Origin of the sequence: Neobacillus rhizosphaerae, from assembly GCF_050477885.1 — a bacterium.
Lineage (GTDB): Bacteria > Bacillota > Bacilli > Bacillales > Cytobacillaceae > Neobacillus > Neobacillus rhizosphaerae_A.
Genome location: NZ_JBCNAC010000137.1, coordinates 11,771 through 33,853, shown reverse-complemented (window position 1 = coordinate 33,853; position 22,083 = coordinate 11,771). Strand labels below are relative to the sequence as shown.

20 protein-coding genes are annotated in these 22,083 nt (G+C 36.2%); all 20 read left to right on the top strand.

The features are described from left to right. Positions 1 to 149 precede the first annotated feature (149 nt). The 20 genes from ABES03_RS18780 to ABES03_RS18685 all read left to right on the top strand — a co-directional run bounded on the left by ABES03_RS18780 (position 150) and on the right by ABES03_RS18685 (position 22,054). Positions 150 to 1,925, top strand: coding sequence for a flagellar hook-length control protein FliK (locus tag ABES03_RS18780; protein WP_430119495.1), 1,776 nt, complete (start codon positions 150 to 152; stop codon positions 1,923 to 1,925). Positions 1,926 to 1,941: 16 nt separating this feature from the next. Then, complete coding sequence (flgD, locus tag ABES03_RS18775) at positions 1,942 to 2,379, top strand: flagellar hook assembly protein FlgD (protein ID WP_430119492.1); 438 nt, start codon at positions 1,942 to 1,944, stop codon at positions 2,377 to 2,379. 35 nt (positions 2,380 to 2,414) lie between these two features. Next, entirely contained in the window at positions 2,415 to 3,305 is an 891-nt protein-coding gene (locus ABES03_RS18770) for a flagellar hook-basal body complex protein (RefSeq protein ID WP_430119490.1), read from the top strand. A 59-nt stretch (positions 3,306 to 3,364) separates the two neighbouring features. Beyond that, on the top strand, positions 3,365 to 4,339 hold the full coding sequence (fliM, locus tag ABES03_RS18765) for a flagellar motor switch protein FliM (RefSeq protein ID WP_430119487.1): 975 nt from the start codon (positions 3,365 to 3,367) through the stop codon (positions 4,337 to 4,339). Position 4,340: 1 nt separating this feature from the next. Further along, complete coding sequence (fliY, locus tag ABES03_RS18760; RefSeq protein ID WP_430119485.1) at positions 4,341 to 5,465, top strand: flagellar motor switch phosphatase FliY; 1,125 nt, start codon at positions 4,341 to 4,343, stop codon at positions 5,463 to 5,465. A gap of 30 nt (positions 5,466 to 5,495) precedes the next feature. Continuing rightward, a complete protein-coding gene (locus ABES03_RS18755) occupies positions 5,496 to 5,858 on the top strand; it encodes a response regulator (protein WP_430119483.1) in 363 nt (120 codons plus the stop codon). Positions 5,859 to 5,923: 65 nt separating this feature from the next. Then, entirely contained in the window at positions 5,924 to 6,325 is a 402-nt protein-coding gene (locus tag ABES03_RS18750; RefSeq protein WP_430119481.1) for a flagellar protein, read from the top strand. Positions 6,326 to 6,499: 174 nt separating this feature from the next. Then, the gene (locus ABES03_RS18745; protein WP_430119478.1) at positions 6,500 to 8,662 is read left to right on the top strand and encodes a methyl-accepting chemotaxis protein; all 2,163 of its coding nucleotides are present in this window, start codon (positions 6,500 to 6,502) and stop codon (positions 8,660 to 8,662) included. Between the two features lie 236 nt (positions 8,663 to 8,898). Then, positions 8,899 to 10,902, top strand: coding sequence for a chemotaxis protein CheW (locus tag ABES03_RS18740; RefSeq protein ID WP_430119475.1), 2,004 nt, complete (start codon positions 8,899 to 8,901; stop codon positions 10,900 to 10,902). Positions 10,903 to 10,923: 21 nt separating this feature from the next. Continuing rightward, positions 10,924 to 11,367, top strand: a complete 444-nt coding sequence (locus ABES03_RS18735; RefSeq protein WP_430119473.1) for a chemotaxis protein CheW — start codon at positions 10,924 to 10,926, stop codon at positions 11,365 to 11,367. Positions 11,368 to 11,392: 25 nt separating this feature from the next. Then, positions 11,393 to 11,905 carry a chemotaxis protein CheW gene (locus ABES03_RS18730; RefSeq protein ID WP_430119470.1) on the top strand — a complete coding sequence of 171 codons (513 nt, stop codon included), beginning with the start codon at positions 11,393 to 11,395 and terminating at the stop codon, positions 11,903 to 11,905. 14 nt (positions 11,906 to 11,919) lie between these two features. Continuing rightward, positions 11,920 to 14,127: a HAMP domain-containing methyl-accepting chemotaxis protein gene (locus ABES03_RS18725; RefSeq protein ID WP_430119468.1), complete on the top strand. Its 2,208-nt coding sequence runs from the start codon at positions 11,920 to 11,922 to the stop codon at positions 14,125 to 14,127. Between the two features lie 196 nt (positions 14,128 to 14,323). Then, on the top strand, positions 14,324 to 14,767 hold the full coding sequence (locus ABES03_RS18720) for a YaaR family protein (protein WP_430119465.1): 444 nt from the start codon (positions 14,324 to 14,326) through the stop codon (positions 14,765 to 14,767). 22 nt (positions 14,768 to 14,789) lie between these two features. Next, the gene (locus ABES03_RS18715; protein WP_430119463.1) at positions 14,790 to 15,224 is read left to right on the top strand and encodes a DUF6115 domain-containing protein; all 435 of its coding nucleotides are present in this window, start codon (positions 14,790 to 14,792) and stop codon (positions 15,222 to 15,224) included. A gap of 16 nt (positions 15,225 to 15,240) precedes the next feature. Beyond that, positions 15,241 to 16,119 carry a flagellar hook-basal body protein gene (locus tag ABES03_RS18710; protein ID WP_430119460.1) on the top strand — a complete coding sequence of 293 codons (879 nt, stop codon included), beginning with the start codon at positions 15,241 to 15,243 and terminating at the stop codon, positions 16,117 to 16,119. Positions 16,120 to 16,143: 24 nt separating this feature from the next. After that, positions 16,144 to 17,001 (top strand): flagellar hook-basal body protein, encoded by an 858-nt coding sequence (locus tag ABES03_RS18705; RefSeq protein WP_430119457.1) that lies wholly within the window; start codon positions 16,144 to 16,146, stop codon positions 16,999 to 17,001. 154 nt (positions 17,002 to 17,155) lie between these two features. Further along, entirely contained in the window at positions 17,156 to 18,655 is a 1,500-nt protein-coding gene (gene fliD, locus ABES03_RS18700; protein ID WP_430119455.1) for a flagellar filament capping protein FliD, read from the top strand. A gap of 302 nt (positions 18,656 to 18,957) precedes the next feature. Next, positions 18,958 to 19,290, top strand: coding sequence for a carbon storage regulator (locus ABES03_RS18695; protein WP_430119453.1), 333 nt, complete (start codon positions 18,958 to 18,960; stop codon positions 19,288 to 19,290). A 110-nt stretch (positions 19,291 to 19,400) separates the two neighbouring features. Next, positions 19,401 to 20,219, top strand: a complete 819-nt coding sequence (locus ABES03_RS18690; RefSeq protein WP_430119451.1) for a flagellin — start codon at positions 19,401 to 19,403, stop codon at positions 20,217 to 20,219. Positions 20,220 to 20,506: 287 nt separating this feature from the next. Continuing rightward, positions 20,507 to 22,054, top strand: coding sequence for a motility associated factor glycosyltransferase family protein (locus ABES03_RS18685; RefSeq protein WP_430119448.1), 1,548 nt, complete (start codon positions 20,507 to 20,509; stop codon positions 22,052 to 22,054). Positions 22,055 to 22,083 lie beyond the last annotated feature (29 nt).

The following is a 22,083-nucleotide window of genomic DNA, read 5'->3' as shown; positions in this document are numbered from 1 at the left end:
GTTGGTAACAAAATCTATCAAAATATTTGTCGATTTAAAAGACATAAATTGAAAAAGTAATCGAAAATTGTCATGACGAATTCAGGTCCATGAGGTATAATGTAGATTAATTGAAACTTTGGTTATTAGAAATGAGAGGAGGTAACTGTTTGGGTATCACTCCAATTGACATCAAAATAAATCAAACAAATCAAACGAACGTGGGCAAACCCAAGATATCTCTGAAATCAGGAGCTACAGAAAATTCCTTTAATCAAGTGTTAGCTATGGTTAATTTTATAGGTAAAACCCCTTCAATAGCTGTACCGGTTAATAAATCCTCCTTGCAGAGTGTTTCAGCAAACCAATTAGGAAATACTCCTACTGAACTAATTAAGTTCAACCAAGCTGACGTAGTGGTTAATTTGGGTCCCTTACCGGAAGATAATGGGCAGCCTGTTTTAGTAAAGAATATTGACGCTGAGCAGGAAACTAACGGAATAATCGTAAGTTCTGATAGTTTAAAGCAAAATGATGCTGATACTGAATCTAGTGAAACAAACTTAAATGATGATAACTTAATGAATCAATTTGCAATGTTCACTCCTGTTACTGGTTTAAACAATCCAGTTAATCCAGAAAACAGCCAATCGAGCTTTGAGGATATTAATGCAAATGAAATCCAATCTAGCAGGGTACAATCTAATATTAAAAACAACATATCTGACCGGGTTGATCTTCTTGATAAAAGTAAACCGATTGACTCATTAAAGGTAAGTGATGAAAATATTGCGCAGATAGAATCTATGTTGACTGCTCTGGCGAATGAGCTAAAAAAGCCTCAGCAGACACCAGGAATTTTAAATAATTCTTTAGTTAGTGATTCTTCGCAAGTGGGGACAAAATTATCAGTTGATTCAAATAGTTTGAGCCAGGTACCTAACTCTTCCCAAGAGATTAATAAATTGGTAGCTAAGGGACTGGAGTTAGTGGAAGCTGTGAAAACACAGTCGCCCGAGGATTCAACTCAATTGTTACATAAAGTAACCCAAATACTTGGGGAACTACAGGTCATTGATGATCAAAAGACTGCATTGAAAACTCCAGCTATTACTGAAGAGAAAATTCAAATAATTTTGAATGAAATAAATGCAGCACAAAAATCTGACACTTTTAAAGATGAGGTAAATCCGAAACTTATTGATGGAATAAAGCAAAATCTGAATACAAAAATAATCCATGGAGTAAGCTTGGATAAAAATCAAGTGCTTCATTCATCAGCTATACCAAATTCAGGGAATCCAATCCCGGAGGTTAATCGGTTATCTAGTACACCGTATATTCCAAAAGTAGATGATTTAAGCAAAACGAATGAACAACCCATTTTTATGAATCAGCAACAACTGTTGTCAAGTAATGATTTAAGCGAAGTAAATTTACCTAAAAATGTAGAAGTTATTAGATTTGCTCCCGAAGTTAGTGAATGGATTAATCGTTTCATGAAGGTAACCAATGGGAACTCTGGTAGTACGGAAGCAAAATTTTCACTGTTTCCTGAGCATTTAGGTCATATTGAAATAAAAGTAACTACGCAGCATGGACAGGTCTCTGCACAAATATTGACAGATACACCAATGGCGAAGGAAGCCTTGGAAGGACAGCTTCAACATTTGAAGCAGACACTTCAGCAATCTGGTTTGCATGTACAAAAGCTAGATGTGGTTCAGCAAACTTCTGTAGCCACGGATTCGAGTCAGGCCGGATTAGGCTTTTCACAGGACGGATCACATTCTTCCCGTGAACAACGGACCTATACCTCTTCGCCAAATAAAAGCAAAGATCAAAATGAGTATTCTGAGCAAAAAGATAAGGATGGGGAGATCTTACCTATTACATATGGTGGACCTTCCATTAAGACATCATCGCGAATAGACTTTACAGCATAGGAGGGAGCATCTGTTAATGAGTAATTGGGTAGATGTCACAACAGTGACTAAGAATAATTCCATTTACAGCAATGTAAAGCCTTTTGAACAAAAGAGCGCCCTTGGTAAGGATGAGTTTTTAAAAATCTTGACAACACAATTAGCCCATCAAGATCCTTCAAGTCCGCTTCAGGATAAAGACTTTATTGCACAAATGGCAACGTTTAGTTCACTTGAACAAATGACCAATCTTAATAAGGCTTTTGATAAATTTGCAGGAAATCAGATGAGTCAATATGCAGCGGTGATTGGCAAAGAAATTACCTGGACACCTGATGGTTCAGTACAATCTGTAACTGGTGTTGTTAATGGTGTATCCAACCAAGATGGCAATTACTATTATTTAGTTGGAAATGAAAAAGTCCCAATGTCAATAGTATCTCAGATAAAGGAAGTCACTTCCGAAACAAAATAATCAACATTTATGATTGAAAAATAGGAGGAAACACAATGTTAAAGTCGCTATACTCTGGCGTTTCAGGGATGAAGGGGTTTCAAACGAAACTCGATGTAATTGGAAATAACGTCGCTAATGTCAATACAGTTGGATTTAAAAAAGGCCGTGTAATGTTTCAAGATATCATTAGTCAGAATATGGCTGGTGCTACGGCTCCATCAGGTGAGCGCGGCGGGGTTAATCCAAAGCAAATAGGTTTAGGAGTGAAAATCGGATCAATAGATACAGTTTTTACACCAGGAAGCCCAATGACAACCAACGTTGGAACCGATTTAACTATTGATGGTGATGCATTTTTTATTGTAAGTCCTGAAGCCAATGGTGGTGCAAACTTTTTAACTCGAGCAGGTAACTTTACACGTGATGCCAACGGGGATTTAGTTACTTCTAATGGATTCTATGTAATGGGTGTAAATGAAGCAGGAGACTCAATTCCAATTAACATCAAATCAGATGATAAAAGTGATATGCCTTTCACCTCCTATTCTATAGACTCCAACGGTTATATTTATGTAGTACGTGAAGATGGCGCGAGTGGGAAACTTGCTTTTGATACAGCTTCGCAAGAATATTACTTAAATGATACTAACGATCAAACAAATAATATTTCTTTAGCAACAGCAGTGGTGTCCAATCCTGGAGGGTTAACTAAAGTTGGGAATACGTTCTTTCAAGTTAATGGGAATTCAGGTCCTGCAGTACTTAGTCGTATTGAAGATAATAAGGGTGGAACCATTAATGCCGGAGTATTGGAAATGTCAAACGTTGATTTGACAGAGGAATTTACGGAAATGATCGTAGCACAACGTGGATTCCAAGCAAATGCTAGAACTATAACTACTTCCGATTCTATTTTAGAAGAAGTAGTAAACTTAAAACGATAATAGCGTACTCATAGACTAAAATGATTGAATAACTCAGGGAAGAGTTAGGGGGATGCCCTTTGGCAGATGTATTATCACAGCAAGAGATCGATGCCCTGTTATCAGCCTTAAATAACGGTGAAATACAAGCGTCCGATGTAACGGTTAAAGATGAAAAAGTAAAACTATATGACTTCAAACGTGCCATGCGTTATTCCAAGGAACAGTTGAGAAGTATTACGAGAATTCATGAGAATTTTACTAGATTGCTAACTTCTTATCTTTCTGCCCAACTTAGAACCTATGTTCAAATTCAAATAGATTTGGTAGACCAAGTAAACTACCAAGAATATATCGCGTCTATCCCCTCGCGTACAATTTTGAACGTATTTGAGGTTCAACCGATGGATGGAAAAATGGTTATGGAAATGAATCCTATCGTAGCCTACGCAATATTAGAACGTTTGCTGGGCGGACAAGGGGATACATCATCACGTAATGGATCATTAACTGAGATAGAAACTGTACTTTTACAAAAAATATTTTCAAGAGCTTCAGACATATATCAAAACGCGTGGAAAAACATTGAAAATATGAAAGTGAGATCGGAAGCGATTGAATCAAATCCGCAATTTATACAAATTTCTTCTCCAAATGACACAGTGATTGTCATAGCTCTCCACACTACTATTGGAGAAATAACAGGAAGAATGACTTTATGTATACCACATCTAATTGTGGAACCTGTTTTGCCAAAATTATCAACACATCAATGGCTTTCTTCGATGTCAAAAACAAGTGCACCTCAGCAGGATAAAATTAAGCAAAACCTGGATACAGTAGGTGTACCCGTTATTGCAGAGCTAGGAAGGGCTACATTACCGATATCCGAACTCTACAACCTGCAGGTTGGAGATGTGATTGGTATTGAAACTGGTAAAATTCAAGTCAAGGTGGATCAAGTGACTAGATTTATAGGCAATCCGGGTCTTCAAAAGGGACGTTATGCAGTCCAAATCGAAGAAACAATCGACTCTGAAGGAGATGACATATAAAATGAACGAGGGGTTATTATCTCAAGAAGAGATCAACGCACTGTTTAATCAAATGAACGAGACACCTAGTTTGTCTATAGATGATTTTTTGAGTTCCTTGGAGCAGGACGCTTTAGGGGAGATAGGGAACATAGCACTAGGGAGCTCTACCACCGCGTTATCTTCACTGCTGAACCAACGGGTAGAGATTACCACACCTACACTGGCTGTGATTGAGCAGGAGAAAATGGAAGAGTTAATAAAAGAAAAACATGTAGCAGTGCACGTGGATTATACAGAGGGCATCCGTGGAAAAAATTTGTTAATGATCAAAGAGAAAGATGCTAGAATCATTGCCAATTTGATGATGGGTGGTGATGGCACTGTACTTGAACCTGAACTATCTGAACTGCATCTAAGTGCCGTTCAGGAAGCAATGAACCAAATGATGGGTTCTGCAGCAACATCAATGTCCACCATTTTTAGCCAAAAGGTGGATATCTCGCCACCAACAATTGATGTACTTGGATTTCCACCTAAGAAATTAGAAGATCTTGAAGACGATATTATTTTAGAAATATCTTTCCGTTTGAAAGTAGGAAGTCTAATTGACTCAAATATGATTCAATTTATTCCTTTGTCCTTCGGAAAGGATATGATCCAAAAAATTATGTCGCCAAGTAAGCCTGTTGAACCTAGTGTGAAAATCGAAAAGGAAGTGACTCCAGTACCTAGTCAACCGATTTCGATGCAAGAAGTTCCATCTGCACATTATCAAGAACAGGTTGTTTCACAAAACAGTACGCAGCAATCCTCATTTAATGCTAATGTTCAAAAAGTTGAATACAGTACTTTTACCGAAACTAGATCTGGTGATGCTCATCCTGGAAATATTGATATGTTATTTGACATTCCACTTGAAATAACAGTTGAGTTAGGGCGTACCAAAATGCAAATTCGCAAAATTTTGGAGTTAGGTCCTGGCGCTGTTATTCAACTAGATAAATTGGCAGGAGAACCTGTGGATATTCTTGCAAATCATAAGTTGATTGCCAAGGGTGAAGTAGTCGTAATAGAAGAAAGCTTCGGTGTACGAATTACAGATATTATCAGCCAAATCGACCGTATTACGAAAATGACCAATTAATATCAACAAAGAATGTAGGAGGAGAAAACTATGGCTAGAGTATTAATCGTTGATGATGCAGCATTTATGCGTATGATGTTAAAAGATATATTGACAAAGAATGGGCTTGAGGTTGTTGGTGAAGCAGTAAATGGAGCTGACGCTGTAGATAAATACCGTGAACTCAATCCTGATATTGTGACAATGGATATTACAATGCCTGAAAAAGATGGAATTAGTGCTGTTAAGGAAATCAGAGCTTCTCATCCGCAAGCTAAAATCATTATGTGCTCAGCAATGGGGCAGCAGCCAATGGTATTAGAAGCTATTCAAGCTGGGGCAAAAGATTTTGTAGTGAAACCTTTCCAACCTGACAGAGTTATGGAATCAATTAAAAAAGTATTAGGCAGCTAATCATTTACTATTCGCAGCATGGTTAGTAGCTTTTAATCTCAATTTTGTAAAAGGGAGTGGGGCTCTTGGCCACGCCACAACTAGGGAATTGTCCAAAATGCAGGAAACTTTATCTTCGTATTAGAAATATATGCGATGAATGTCACCAAAAAGCGGAAGAGGATTATTTGAAAACAGCTTCCTATCTTCGTGAATATCCTGGCAGCACGATACAGGAAGTTAGTGAAGAAACGAAAGTCTCCGTAGCTCAAATTAGGGAATATATATTAACTGGTCGTATTCTAATGGGAAGTTTTCCTAATTTAACCTACCCTTGCGAAACATGTGGGAATATGATTCGGGCGGGCAGGGTTTGCAAGAGCTGTACGACACAGATAAAACAGTTAGATCCTAACAGTCAAAAAGAAGTAGATCGCAGCCCAGAACGAGATGACAAGGCAGGCGGCTACATAACAAGATACTTATAAGCTAAAAAAAGCGAGATGTTATTAGAACCTTTCATGGTTCCTAGCACTCTCGCTTTTTTAATAAAATACCTATATAGAAAACTATCAAAAAATTTCGATTTCAAATCAAAATATATGCTACTGTGTAGTATATATTCTTTGATGTAGTAGTTGCGCGTAAAGGAGATGTAAGTAGTGGTGGGGAAAATAAGAAATTTATCAATGGGTGTTAAGCTCTGGGGTAGTTTTATTATTGTACTGTTATTTTTGGGATCTATTTCTATCGTTTCATACAATAAGATCAATACATTAAGTGATCATGTAGGTGAAATGGGCAGTACTCAAGTACCAGTTCTAGAAATCATCGGAAATTTAAAAGAAGAAGTAACAAGTATTAGAATGTATGCCTCTCAGCATGCCTATGAACAAGACGCTTCAACCAAAGCTAACCTTGAAAATTATATAAAAGTAGAAGCAACAAAAGTAAGAAAAAATATTAAAGATTTACAAAAACTAAATCCTTCACCAGAAAACAAAAAGTTTTTAGAAGAGTTTAGTAAAGACTTTGAAAAATATGTAGCCTATACACCTGACTTTTATGAGGTATCTAAGAGCAATAAATATGAAGAAGTTCACGGAAAAATGGGATTATTATCAGCTCTTGGTGGTAAAACCATGGTTTCCCTTGATCATCTGTCAAAGAGTGTAAAAAATACAAATAATGGAATCATTGAAAAGGCAGACAAGGATTCATCAAGTGCTATTGTCGAAATCATTGTGGTTTCAATTTTTGCCATGTTCTTTAGTATATTGGTTGCATTCCTTATTAATAACATCATTAGACGGTCGGTATTTGGAGTAGTTAAAAATGCAGAGATCACCACGAATTCTGCTGGAGAAATAAAAAAATCAATCGATAAGACAGCAACAAGTGCACAAGAGTTAGAAGAATCAATGAATAAAGCGAACGATTCAGTAGGGGAACTGGTTGCTTCTATTCAACAGGTTGCTGGTAACACCAATGTAACAGCTTCTGGTGTCGATGAAATTTCTGCTGCTGTTGAGCAAATGAGTGCCTCTATTAATTTAGTTAAAGGAAGTGCGGATTATTTGTCAGCCTCAGCTGAAGAGACTTCTTCCGCAATCCAGGAAATGATGGCATCAATCGAACAAGTGGCTGCAAATACAAGTAATGTAAATGAAAGTGTAGAAAAATTCTCAGAAGCGATTGAGGGAATGAGTGAATCAATTAAAGGAGTCAGTGAATACGCAGTTAGTTTGACGGATACAGCTGAGAAAACATCAGAAACAGTGGAAGAAATGGTTGTTTCTATAAAACAAGTTGCAGCAAGTGCACAAACAGTTAACCAGCTAAGTAACGAAGTGAAAGATGATGCATATAAAGGAACGATCTCTCTAAATGAAACCCTAAATGGAATGAAAGAGATTTCTTATGTGATTGAACAAGCTAGTGATGTAATGGAGAACTTAGGCAAAAGTTCGGAAGAGATTGGAAGCATCGTTGCTGTTATTGATGATATTGCTGATCAAACAAATTTATTAGCTCTTAATGCAGCAATTGAAGCAGCACGTGCTGGTGAACATGGTAAGGGATTTGCTGTAGTTGCCGATGAAGTACGTAAGCTTGCAGAGAGATCGGCAAAAGCAACAAAAGAAATTGCAAGCCTTGTAAAAGGTATTCAAAATGAAACGACTGTTGCTGTAGCATCTATTAAAGAAGGCGCTGATAAGGTAAAGGTAGGAAATGACCTAGCTGAACAAACGAATCAGGCAATTAAGAAAATCGCAGAAGGTATTGCGCAAGTAACAGATGAGATGAATCAAATCGCTAAAGCGACCGAAGAACAAACGAAGAATAGTGAATTTATTACTAAAGCAGTAGAAAGTGTTACGACCCAAGCGGTTCAAATGACTCAATCAGCACAAGAACAAACGGTCACTTCTGAAGAAATTGTAAAAGGAATTGTCGATACAAAAGAACAAATTCAACAAATTTCAATTGCAACAGCTGAACAAGCAAAAGGAAGCCATGCAATCGTATCAGCCATTGAAAATGTTACGAACCAATCTAGTTCAGTGACAAGTGCAACAAAAGAACAAGCATTAACTGCTGAAGAAATCGTACGTAATATTAACAGTATTAAAGATATGGTTCAACAAATGCTAATTGCAACAAATGACCAAGCAAGATATGGACAGGAGATTGCATTAGAGGTGGCAAATGTTCAAAAGCAAACCGAAGAGTTGAATTCAAGCATCGATACACAAACAAAAGAAGTCGATGAGGTAGTATTAGCCATTACAGATGTAAACTCACAGATTAAGAAACTAAAATAATTAATCAAAGGACGCTTTCGCTGTATTTGCGGAGGCGTTTTATTCATACTTTAGTATTTTGATGAATAGGATTAAATTTATTTATGATTTTGCTATCAAAAACTAAAAAACTATCAAAAAATTTGGTTATTATTATCAAAATATATGCTAATATGAGGTATATATCTGTATTTTTTTGGGTTATTAATGTATCTCTAGAACTACTTTTGTATGCTACTTAGCGAGGGGAAGTTGAAATGGATTTAAATAATTATTTAGAGATGTTTATCGAAGAATCAAAAGAACATTTACAGTCAATTAATGACGAACTTTTAAAGCTTGAATCAGATTCAACGAATACAGCTATTGTAAACGAAATATTTCGTTCTGCCCACACACTTAAAGGGATGGCTGGCTCAATGGGATTTGATGACCTTGCCTCATTAACGCATGAAATGGAAAATGTCCTGGATCTTCTTCGTAATTCTAAATTAACGATTACTTCAGAAATAATGGACGTTATTTTTAAATGTGTAGATTTAATAGAAAGAATGGTTGACAGTATTGAGTCGGGTGGAGATGGAAAAGAAAACGTCACAGAAGTTGTGTCTCAATTAAAAAAAATCCAAAATCCTAATCACAAAGAACTTGTCAGTGCTTCACGTGAGGTAGCCGCCACTGCAGAATTTGTACTGGATGAGTTTCAAGCAACAGTCATTAGTGAAGCTACGAAATCTGGAATGAATATATATCAGATTAAAGTATCACTTGATGCTAACTGTGTAATGAAGTCAATTAGAGCATATTTAGTTTTTCAGGCTGCTGAAGAATTAGGGGAGTTAATTCAAACCATCCCAAATGTAGAACAAATTGAGGAAGAGAAATTTGAAGATTCTTTTACCCTTTTAATGTTGTCAGAGCGTAGCTCTCAGGAAATACATGCTGCATTAATCAATGTTTCAGAGGTAAGAGAAGTCATTGTGGACGAGAGAACCGGAATAGAAAATACAGAAATGGCAAACTCATCTGCACCAGTAGAATCGGAAAAGGTTGAGTCAGTGAACCGTCAGCAAAATAAAGAAGATTCGAATGTTTCTAAGAAAAAACAACGCTCTAAATCCATTCGTGTCGACATAGATAAACTAGACCAGCTGATGAATTTATTCAGTGAATTAATTATTGACCGAGGAAGACTAGATCAGATTGCAAGGAAATCCCAGCTTTCTGAATTGACTGAAACGGTTGAACACATGACGCGAATTTCAACAGATTTGCAAGGACTCATATTAAATATGCGAATGGTCCAGGTAGAGCAAGTATTTAATCGTTTCCCTAGGATGATCCGAGACCTTGCCAAAGAATTGAATAAAAAAGTTCAATTAGTTATTGAAGGTTCAGAAACAGAGTTAGATAGAACAGTGATTGATGAAATAGGTGATCCATTGGTACATCTACTAAGGAATGCCTTAGACCATGGACTTGAGACAGCAGAAGAGAGAGCTGCAACTAACAAAGTTGAAGAAGGAACCATTTCATTAAAAGCATATCAAAGTGGAAATCACGTATTTATTGAAGTTTCTGATGATGGAAAAGGCATCAATCGTGAAAAGGTATTAAACAAAGCAATTGAACGCGCAGTAGTTTCAGAGGCGGAAGCTAAAACTCTGACAGATCAACAAGTTTATTCATTACTATTCTCCTCAGGTTTTAGTACAGCAGATAAGATTTCGGACATTTCTGGCCGTGGTGTAGGCCTTGATGTAGTAAAAACGAAAATTGAATCATTAGGTGGTTTAATTACGATTGATTCTACCCCTGGTAATGGCTCTGTTTTTCATATCCAATTACCACTGACTTTATCAATCATTTACGCGATGTTGGTGAAGGTGGAAGAAGAGACATTTGCAATCCCGTTTAACTCAATTGTGGAAATCACAACAGCTGATGAGAATCAAGTTACTACTCTTCAAGGTCAAAAAGTAATCCAATTTAGAGGACAGGTTGTTCCATTAGTATTCTTAAATGAAGTCCTGCAAGTTCCACCAACCAATGCATCGGTTGATAAGCAACAACAATTTATTGTAATCGTTCGTAAGGGTAACCAAAGCAGAGGAATCGTCATTGATTCAGTCGTTGGTCAACAAGAAATTGTCTTAAAATCATTAGGTGGATATTTAACTAACCTCCCTGTTATATCTGGTGCGACAATCCTTGGAAATGGACAAGTAGCACTAATCGTTGACTCCAATCAATTTTTTTAATAGAAAGGGTGAACCCAAGTTATGGAGAATATCAAAGTAATCGCTTTTACATTACGAGATGAAGAGTATGGATTGAACATTGATTATGTTCAATCCATTGAACGGCTGTCTCCCATTACAAGAGTTCCCAATGTCCCAGCTTATGTAAAAGGCGTCATTAACCTCAGGGGAAATATAATCCCCCTGATTGATCTCCAAAGTAAGTTAAGCCTAGGACAAGTGGAATACTCTGAAAGCACGCGAGTTATTATTGTGAAGTTTGAAGAGATTGAATTAGGTTTCATTGTAGATAAAACCAGTAATGTCATTAATATTCCTTCAGATGCCATTGAAGCTGCAGCATCCAGCGGTTTTAATACAGACTATTTTGAAGGAATTGCAAAATACGAAGGTCGATTAATTATCCTTGTAAATTTAGAAGAAATAATAAAAACTGAGGAAAATGAATCGGACGTAGAGGACTAAGTAATTCAAGAAGAGGGGTCATCGTATGAAAGATCAAGTCAAGTTTCAGGATGCTAAAGTACTTATTTTTAAATTAGGCCAGGAAGAATATGGTGTACATATCAATCAAGTTGTCTCCATTGAAAGAATGCAGACGCTTTCTATTACTCCCTATCCAAATCGGGCATCACATGTTCTAGGAGTTGCTTCCATTCGTGATGTTGTCATTCCTATTGTTGACATGCGTGCGGCATTGACAGGGGAAGCACTGAAACAAACAGATGTGACAAGAATCATAATTGTGAGAGTGTACGGCAAAGAAATTGGAATTGTAGTGGATGCGGCGACTGATGTGCTCGATCTTCCAGCAGAATCGGTTGAGCAAACCAATATTTTGGAAACAAATAATGTTTCTTACCTGTTGGGTATTTCAAGGTTTGATAATCGGTTAGTTATTCTTCTAGATATTGAAAAGCTATTGGAAAATACAACAAATCTTGATGATTTGAGAGATATGATCCAAAGCTTTATCAATAGCAAAGAAGGGGCAGAAGCCTAAAGGAGAGGTATACAATGCTGAAAAAAACGCAGAATAATGGTTCAAGTAAATCCTACAAGTATCTAAAGCTAGCAAATAATGTTTCTATGGGAGTCAAACTATGGGGCAGTTTTATCATTCTTCTAGTATTCTTAGGGTCAGTTTCGATCGTATCTTATTATAAAATAAATGTGTTAAGTGACGACGTAACTTATTTAGGGAATACTCAATTAAAAGAGGCCCAAATCATCTCAAAACTTAAAGACAGTATTACAGACATTCGATTAAATTTAACCAAATATTCATATGAGAAAAGTGCAGATGAAAAAGCAAAGATAGAAGATATAGTAAACGCGGATATTAAAAAAGTTAAAAGTGATGTAAAGGATTTGGAAAAACTTGTAGTGAATTCAAAAGATAAAAAGCTAGTACAGCAGTTTAATATTAACTTCGGTTCATATGAAAATACGATTCCAACAATCTTTAAAGCGACTGAAGGCGAGAATTACTACACTACCCATGCAAGATTAGGGGTTTTACAACATAATGGGGACAATACCATCAGTTCTCTTGAGAGTATGGCCAAAAGTTCACAAACAAATACCAATAAGATTATCGATGATGCTAAGCAACGCTCAACTAATTCACTTATTCAGATTATAGGTGTTTCTGTGTTAGCAATGGTATTAAGTATTTTGGTCGCATTTTTAATTAATGGACTCATTCGTCGTACAGTAAGCAGAGTATTGAAAAATGCAGAAATCACGTCTAATTCGGCTACAGAAATTAAAAATTCGATAGATAAAACAGCCATTAGTGCACAACAACTAGATGCTTCTATGAATAAAGCAAATGATGCGATAAGCGAATTAGTTGCATCCATACAGCAAGTTGCTGGCAACACGAATATAACGGCTTCAGGGGTAGATGAAATTTCTGCTGCTATTGAACAAATGAGTGCATCCATTAACTTAGTTGCAGCAAGTGCAGACCATTTTGCATCCTCTGCGGAAGAAACGTCTTCAGCAATCCAAGAAATGATGGCGTCTATTGAACAAGTGGCAATGAGTGTAGGTAATGCTGGTGCGAATGTAGAACAAATTTCTGTTTCGATTGAAGAAATGAGCCACTCTATTAAAGGAGTAAGTGAGCATGCTGTGAGCCTAACTGATACGGCTAAACAAACTTCAGACACAGTAGAAGAAATGGTTGTTTCCATTCAACAGGTTGCTGCAAGTGCCCAGACAGTTAATCAGCTAAGCAATGCAGTTAAAGATGATGCTTATGAAGGAACGATTTCATTAAATGAAACATTGAACGGGATGAAAGAGATTTCTAAAGTTATTGACCAGACTAGTAGAGTAATGGAGAACTTAGGAAAAAGCTCAGAAGAAATTGGCAGCATTATTGCAGTAATTGATGATATCGCTGATCAAACAAATCTTCTAGCTCTTAATGCAGCAATTGAAGCAGCACGTGCAGGGGAACACGGAAAAGGATTTGCAGTTGTTGCTGATGAGGTTCGTAAGCTTGCCGAAAGATCTGCAAAAGCAACGAAAGAAATTGCTGGTCTTATCAAGGGGATTCAGAATGAAACGACAGTTGCAGTATCTTCTATTAAAGATGGTGCTCAAAAAGTAAAAGTAGGAAACCAATTGGCGGATAAAACGAACCAAGCGATTAAGAAGATTTCTGAGGGGATCTCTCAAGTAACGGTTGAAATGAATCAAATTGCAAAAGCAACGGAAGAACAATCAAAAAATAGTGAGTTCATTACCAAAGCGGTGGAGAGCGTAACAAGCCAGGCTGAAGAAATGACTCAATCTACAAAAGAACAATCAATCACTGCTGAAGCAATTGTAAAAGGAATTACCAGTACGAAGGAACAGGTACAACAAATTTCTATTGCGACGGCTGAACAAGCCAAAGGAAGTCATGCTATTGTTGCTGCTGTAGAAAATGTAACACATCAATCTGGCTCTGTAACTAATGCAACGAAAGAACAGGCACTGACGGCGGCAGAAATCGTTCGCAATATTAACAGCATCAAAGAAATGGTTCAACAAATGATGATGGCAACCAATGAGCAAGCAAGATATGGCCAGGAAATTGCGTTAGAGGTAGGAAATGTTCAAAAACAAACAGAAGAACTAAATTCCAGCATCGATACGCAATCAAAAGGTGTTGAAGAAGTCGTACTTGCCATCACGGATGTAAATAAACAAATTCAAAGATTAAAATAATTAATAGTTTGACGAAACGCCTTCGCAATAAATGTGAAGGTGTTTTTTTATAAAAAATTATCATCCTATCAGTATACTTTTCTCTAACTATTAATGAAATTTCTGTTTACTTGAGGTATAATTACAACATAATTTTGATTTATTTTGATACTTTTGCAAAAGCCGATTTTGAAGAAGTAAGATGGGGTGAATTCACTTGAAAATTCAGGATCCAGTAAGATTTAATATAGGTGATTCCCGCCTTTCTCCGAGCGATCGTTCATCGACGAATACAGCATCCTTTCAAAAAATCATGAATACCTATTCGAAAGAACTCACCAAAGAACATCTCCAACAAATACTGAAAGAAATTGACCAGCAGGGCCAACGCTTAAGTGAGAAACCGACCTTTGCCGAACTGCGGAAATATAAAGAAGTGGTCAAGCGTTTTATGGGAGAAGTAACAAAGAATGCTGTTGGGCTCTATCAAACAGATAGTTGGGATCCATATGGAGGAAATAAAACATTAAAAACGGTCCAAGTTCTCGACCGTAAACTAATGGAATTAACTGACCATGTTTTAAAAGAGCAGGATGAAGGGTTATCTATATTGGATCGCATTGGTGAGATTAAGGGGTTATTAATTAATTTATATACTTGATTAATAGAAAGGGGAAGAACACGTGCAAGAATATCTAAATGTAGCAACTTTAGTAGTCAATTTTATCGCTGTGCTGTATTTAGTCATCAAGAGTTCTTTCCGAAAAAAAATGGACTATCAGCAGGAACTATCCTTAAAGATGTTATCCAATCAGGAAAAACTGATACGCCAAATGTCTGACTTAAAATCAATTGTGGAGCATAACCATTTGATTATTCAAAGAGAGAATGAACAATGGAAGGCAGAAATGGTTCAAGCAATGAATTCGGTGAAAATTGAATCTGACTCTATTTCAAAAGCAAACAATGGTCAGCAATTATTTTTGAATGATCGATATAAGGAAGTTTTTGATTTGAAAGCTAAAGGTCTCTCAGTGGAAGAGATTGCAAAGCAACTGGGTAAAGGCAATGGTGAAGTCGCTTTTATTCTCCAACTGGCTGAGCAGGCACGTACTTAAGAAGAGAGGTTTTTTTATGCTAAGAGGGTTATATTCTGCGGCTTCAGGAATGTTTTCTTTGGAGCGAAGACAAGAAACATTATCAAATAATCTTGCAAATGCACAAACACCTGGGTTTAAAAAGGATGATACCGTTCTACGTGCATTTCCCAAATTATTAGTGGAACGAATTAGAGACTTTAATGAAAATATACCGGGTTCCACCGGATTGCCAGGACAAGGAGTGCCTATCGGTGAATTAACGAAAGGTGTGTATGCGCAGGAACGCATCCCAAGCTTCCTTCAAGGGACACTTGTTCAGACAGACCAACCCTTGGATATTGCCATCGAAGATCAAAATATCCCTCTGCAGGTAGTCAATGGCCGAACCGTAAAACCAACCGCTTTCTTTGCGGTGGAGCTTCCTGATGGATCGGTTGGCTACACACGTAACGGGAAATGGGACTTAGATGCAAATGGGAATTTAGTCACATCGGATGGCTATCGAGTTCTAGGCGCAGATCACAAGCCAATTCAAATTACTGGTGGAGTTAGTAAAGAGAATCTGTACATAAATGCGGATGGTCAGCTAATTGCCAATCCTAACGATCCAGCTCAGTCTAGAAATGTTGGACAAATCGGAATTGCCGTCGTGCAAAATCCATATGAGCTTACACGGCAGGGAGGCAATGTTTATAAGTCTGAAAATCCATTGCCGTTTATTCAAGATGCGGGGGGAACAAATCCGGGTGTGGCCCTTCACCAAGGGGTCATTGAACAGTCGAATGTAGATCCCGGTCAAACAATGGCTGACATGATGATGACAGTCCGTGCCTATGAAGCTAATCAAAAGGTGGTTGGAGTATATAATCAATCGCTAGAACAACTATACTCTGTAGGGAAAATTAACGGATAATCATCCAGTTAGGAGAAAAGTCATTTGAATACGTCACTATATATTTCATCTGGTGCACTGCAGGCATACCAGCAAAAAATTGATACTTCTGCAAACAATGTGGCTAATGTGAACACCCCAGGATTTAAACGAAAAGACCAAAGTTTTTCTGAAATTTTAGCTTCTCAAATAAACAATCAAGAACGCGTTGATCAAGAAATCGGTCGCTTGACTCCGAATGGCGTGCGTGTTGGCTATGGGACACGTACAGGACTTACCCAGCTTGTCATGGAACAAGGTCAAGCCATTTCAACTGGAAATCCTTTCGATTTAATGATTCAAGGAAAAGGTTTTTTCCAAGTAAGTTATCCTTCTGCAACTGCTGGTGGAGCGGACGAGGTAAGATATACACGCGATGGGAATTTTCATTTAAGTCCGAATCCTAATAAACAAGGAAGCTATCATTTAGTTAATGCGAACGGTGGCTATTTGCTAGACCAAAGTGGAAAACCAATTGAATTAGATGATAAATACGAGGTCAGTATTGATGCGAACGGTCAAATGAACTTGAGAAGCAAAGATGGCAACGGAGCACCGTTTATTTCGGCCCAGCAAGTGGGTATTGTTGATATTCAAAATCCCCATGTTCTAAAAAATATGGGTGGGAATGAACTTTCTATTGATACTACCGTGTTACCTAATGGCTCTAACGCATCTGATTTTGTAAAAATGATGCAGCCAGAAGAAGTTCAAGTAGCATCTGGTTTTCTAGAAGGTTCTAATGTGGATTTAACGAAAGAAATGACAGACCTTATGACCACGCAAAGAGGGTTCCAGATGAATGCTAGAGCAGTGTCTTATGCGGATCAGATGATAGGGATTGCGAACGGAATTTTAAGGTAGTTTTATAGAGATGAGACGTTTTCATGCGTCTCTTTTTTTGTATTGTGTAATAAATAGGTTGAAAAAATACTTAACTATATTGTTTTTTCTCCGATAATAAAAACAAACTATTTTTTATCTAGTTATATAGATGATAGATAAGGAGTGAAACGGAATGATTAATAGCAGTAATACTTTGAGAGTCAGCGGGCTGGCTTCTGGTATGAATACGGATGAAATTGTAGCTAACCTTGTTAAGGCACAAAGTAGCCGGTTATTTAAAATGCAGCAAAATAAAATTACGGCCACTTGGAAACAGGATGCCTACCGTGATGTGAACAAAAAAGTGGATGAATTCCGGAAATCGATGGAAGCATTACGTCTGCAGTCGACTTTTAATAAGCAGACTGTAACTTCGAGTGATCCTAGAATAGAAGTATCTTCTGCTGGTACTAGTACTTTAACAGATTTTGTGATTTCTGAAGCAACACCTGCTGAGGCAGCAAAACCAGCTACTGTTAGTTTTGCGAGTGCATCTTCAAGTGTTGGGGCTGCGGGGCTTTCATTTAAATTAAACAATATTGATATTACTCTTGACCCCAATCTTACATTTGATCAAGCTATAGCAAAAATAAATGAAAAAAGTAGTCAAACCAATGTTAAAGCTGAAAATGTTGGTGGGTCACTGGTTTTTACTACTTTGGGAACAGGTGCAACACAAAAAATTGATATTGCAATTACAGATACAAATAATTCTTTGAAGATAGCCAACACTCCAGTTCCAACAACTAATATAGTCGGAACAGATACCAAAGATGGAACTGTAACTATTAATGGAACACAAATAACTGTTTCCTCAAATAAATTTACGTACCAGGGAGTATCGTTTAACTTAAAAGAAAAAATACCTGTAAACAGCACTATTTCAGTTCGGGTAAACAGTGATACTCAAGGAATATTTGATAGCATTAAGACATTTGTAGATAAATATAATGACCTTATTTCTGATTTAAATGGTAGATTATCAGAAAAACGCTATCGTGATTATCCGCCCTTACTTGATGATCAGAAAAAAGATATGAAAGATAATGATATTAAATTATGGGAAGAAAAGTCAAAGAGTGGACTTCTAACAAGTGATTCCACCATTAGATCCTTCCTGACAGAGATGCGTAATAGTCTTGTAGGTACAGTTCAAAACTCTGCACTGTCTGCAAGTTTTACATCATTAAAAGACATTGGGATTGATTTTTCTACAAATTATAGAGATAACGGTAAATTGATATTGAATGAAGATAAATTAAAGGGAGTTCTCCAAACAAATTTAGAAGATATTAAAAAACTTTTTACAACTAAAGAGTCCGGGACTACTTCCGCGACAACAGTGACTGATAGTAGTGTGCATGATAAAAGTGGTTTTGGTTTGAGAATTTATGAACGATTAAATGTTACGATTACAGAACTTGGTTCGTTAGCAGGTTCTCCAGACTCACTAGTTGATACTAAAAGTTTCATGGCAAAACAATTGAAGTCATTAGATGAAAACATTGGTAGAGAAGAATATAAGATTAATGCATATGAGCAAAGACTCTGGAAGCAATTTGGAGCAATGGAAAAAGCTTTGCAACAGTTAAACTCACAAGGATCATGGCTGTCACAACAATTAGGAATGTAAAAAATAGAAGAACTGTTCATCTCAAAGGTATTAACACTTTTGGATAAACAGTTCTTTTTTATATTTTATTTATTAAAAAAGTAACAACAAAATTATAAAAATAGCTAAACAATATTTTTGGCAAACCGATATATATAAACAACAAGAAAATTCTAAGAGTTTTTAATGAATCAAATAAATAAAAATAACATGAAATTTCTTGAAACACAAACTGAAAATCTTTCAAAAAAATACTAAACAATTCAAAAAGTCAGCCGATAATAAGAATTGTAATAGTAAATGCATCAATGGAGGATGGTAACGTGCTCATTGTAGGCAGAGAAATCGGGCAATCAGTGATCATTGATGATGTTATTAAGGTTACTGTCATACAAGTTGGTTCTAAACTTCGCTTAGTCATTGATGCTCCAAAGAACGTTTCAATTATTAAAGTGAAAGAGAGTAAAAAAAGTAGTAATTATCTTAAAAAGGGCACCAAAATAATTGATTCCTCAACTCAGATTGGAGAATACATAAAAATTACTATTCTTCAAACTGAATCAGGATTACTAAGATTTGCAATTGATGCACCTAGAGAAATTAGTGTTTTTCGAGAAGAATTGTATAAAGGAAAACAAAAAGAACAAATAATTTAAGATTCAGATCGTTTAATTTTGATAATAACCCTAAGGGTTTATTATAGATAATTTTTAAGGGAATTTCCCAAATAATTTATTTTGATTTAATTCTAAGGAGGAAAAATATTATGCGTATTAATCACAACATTGCAGCACTTAACACACACCGTCAGTTGAACACGGCATCAACAAATCAATCAAAATCAATGGAAAAGTTATCTTCTGGTCTTCGTATTAACCGTGCTGGTGACGATGCGGCAGGACTTGCAATCTCTGAAAAAATGCGTGGGCAAATTCGTGGTTTGGATCAAGCTTCTCGTAATGCTCAAGATTCAATTTCTTTAATCCAAACTGCCGAGGGTGCCTTAAACGAAACTCATGACATCCTTCAGCGTATGCGTGAATTAGCAGTTCAAGGTGCAAACGATACAAACACATCTGCTGATAGAAATGAAATACAAAAAGAATTAACTCAGTTAACAAGTGAAGTGGATCGTATCGCTAATACAACTCAATTCAACACTCAAAACTTATTAAGCGGCGGTTTCGACGGAAAGTTTTTCCAAATTGGAGCTAATGCAAGTCAGATAATTTCACTTTCTGTTGTTAGTATGACAGCTGCAGGCTTAGGCATCACAGCAGGTGCAATCGGTGTTGGAAGCAACGGTTCTGCTAACCTATCAATTTCAGCTCTTAACAAAGCGATCTCTAGAGTATCAGCTGAGCGTTCAAAATTGGGTGCAGTGCAAAACCGCTTAGATCATACAATCAACAACCTATCTACTTCTAGCGAAAACTTAACAGCTGCTGAGTCTCGTATCCGTGACGTAGATATGGCGAAAGAAATGATGAACCAAACTAAAAACTCTATCCTATCTCAGGCTGCTCAAGCAATGCTTGCTCAAGCAAACCAACAGCCTCAAGGAGTTCTACAATTACTTCGTTAATTTTAAATATTTAGGAACTAATAGATAGCCTTTTAACAAAGGCTATCTATATTTATAATTAGAATAAATTTTATCCTTTTGCCAATAATTTATTCGGACTATTATGAAGGGGTAAGGGACTTCAAGGAATGGAACATAAAATTCAAACACAGAAAGCAAGAGACGGTTCTTCTGTTTTTATATACGAAACTGAAGGCAGGAAAACAGCACTAAATTCTGTTTATTCACCTGAAAAGGAAATAAACTATTTTTTTAAGGAATTAGAGGATAAAAATAAACAATTCATAGTGGTTATTGGTGTTGGAAATGGAATATTAATTGATAAATTGGTAAGAAACGATATCTTTGATAAAAATGTTCATTTCCTGTTTATTGAGCCATTTTCTGATATTGATCTTTCTCAGGAAACTAAGAATATTATTCTTTTGAATCAACATAAACTTTCATTTTTCCATTTAAGTGATTTTTCTTCTTTATTATTTTCAAAGTATCTGGCACGGTTTGTGACGATTCCTGTAATCATCCTTTTACATCCTAATTATCTAAAGGCAAACAAGAGGAAGATTGAAGAAATTATTTCAATCCTCAAAGAGGGAATCGAAATGCAGAAATTATTTAACAATACTGAAAGCCGGTTTGCGGTTGATTGGATTGTTGAACCGCTATTGAATTTGGAAATGGTTGAGGAATCTATAAATTTAAGGCACTATAAAGACCGCTTCGAAGGAGAAACGGCCATCCTTGTTTCTGCAGGTCCTACATTGCATCAAAATATGCCATTTGTTGAAAGAATGCAGAAATCCTGCCATTTATTTGCTGTAGGTCCGGCACTTCGTCCTTTAATGAAGAATGGAATCAAGCCTGATTATGCATTAAGCTTGGATTCAAGCGATACCAACTACGAAACCCATTTTAAAGATATTAATTATGACGGCGTACTCATTTATGAAACAATGTCAAATCACAATATCCAAAAGGAACACAAAGGAAAAAAAGTGGTATCCAAGGCATTAACTGAACAAGTGACCCCGTTGGTTTTTAAAGATATTTTTGGCTTTCCAAATTCAGTGCCTTCTGTAGCTATTTTTGCACTGCAAGTAATTAAGTTTTTAGGTTTTAACGAGGTTATTTTTGTAGGTCAGGATTTGGCATTAGTCGGTGGAAAGTATTATGCCGAAGGGGTTAAAAACCATACTGGTATGATCAACACCGAGGAAGAATTATCTGTTATAAACAATAGAGGTGAGAAAGTAGGCACCACCAAAGCATTAAAATTATTTTTAGATGTATTTGAAACAATCATTAAAGAATTTCCAAAGGATTCTTTTAGAATAATAAATATCTCTGAATTTGGAGCCAGAATTGAAGGAACAGAATTTTTGTCTCCAGATAAAATTGTTAAAAATACGGTTAAAAAAGAAATTATGATTCCAGAATTTCCAAATGAACCAATACATCCTGTTAATGAATTTTTAAATGAAATGGTAGAGAACTTGATACTATTGAAAGAAATAATTAAAAACGCTGATAAAAAAATAGAGAATCACCTAGAAAATCAAATATTTTCAAAAGAAGACCAAATGGAAATGTTGAACACATTTAATGAAATCGCTGAAAATAAAATTGTAGAACAAATCCTTTTATCAAATTTGACATATATTTTTGATAACATCATAAATAAAGTAGTCTATTATGACCAAAAAAGTGAATATACCCTTGAAGATTTATTCAGTATAACTAAAGAACTCTCAAGTTTATATAAAATCATGGATAAATATTTAGAGGGGATAATAAAGGATTCAAGGATAACAAAAATATTCGAAAATGGTGTGTGAATTTCTCTTTGAAAAATTTAACATTTTTT

Coding starts and splice junctions, on each gene's coding strand:
- flgD (WP_430119492.1), top strand. CDS start 1,942: ATGAGTAATTGGGTAGATGTCACAACAGTGACTAAGAATAATTCCATT.
- ABES03_RS18770 (WP_430119490.1), top strand. CDS start 2,415: ATGTTAAAGTCGCTATACTCTGGCGTTTCAGGGATGAAGGGGTTTCAA.
- fliY (WP_430119485.1), top strand. CDS start 4,341: ATGAACGAGGGGTTATTATCTCAAGAAGAGATCAACGCACTGTTTAAT.
- ABES03_RS18755 (WP_430119483.1), top strand. CDS start 5,496: ATGGCTAGAGTATTAATCGTTGATGATGCAGCATTTATGCGTATGATG.
- ABES03_RS18740 (WP_430119475.1), top strand. CDS start 8,899: ATGGATTTAAATAATTATTTAGAGATGTTTATCGAAGAATCAAAAGAA.
- ABES03_RS18735 (WP_430119473.1), top strand. CDS start 10,924: ATGGAGAATATCAAAGTAATCGCTTTTACATTACGAGATGAAGAGTAT.
- ABES03_RS18730 (WP_430119470.1), top strand. CDS start 11,393: ATGAAAGATCAAGTCAAGTTTCAGGATGCTAAAGTACTTATTTTTAAA.
- ABES03_RS18725 (WP_430119468.1), top strand. CDS start 11,920: ATGCTGAAAAAAACGCAGAATAATGGTTCAAGTAAATCCTACAAGTAT.
- ABES03_RS18710 (WP_430119460.1), top strand. CDS start 15,241: ATGCTAAGAGGGTTATATTCTGCGGCTTCAGGAATGTTTTCTTTGGAG.
- fliD (WP_430119455.1), top strand. CDS start 17,156: ATGATTAATAGCAGTAATACTTTGAGAGTCAGCGGGCTGGCTTCTGGT.
- ABES03_RS18690 (WP_430119451.1), top strand. CDS start 19,401: ATGCGTATTAATCACAACATTGCAGCACTTAACACACACCGTCAGTTG.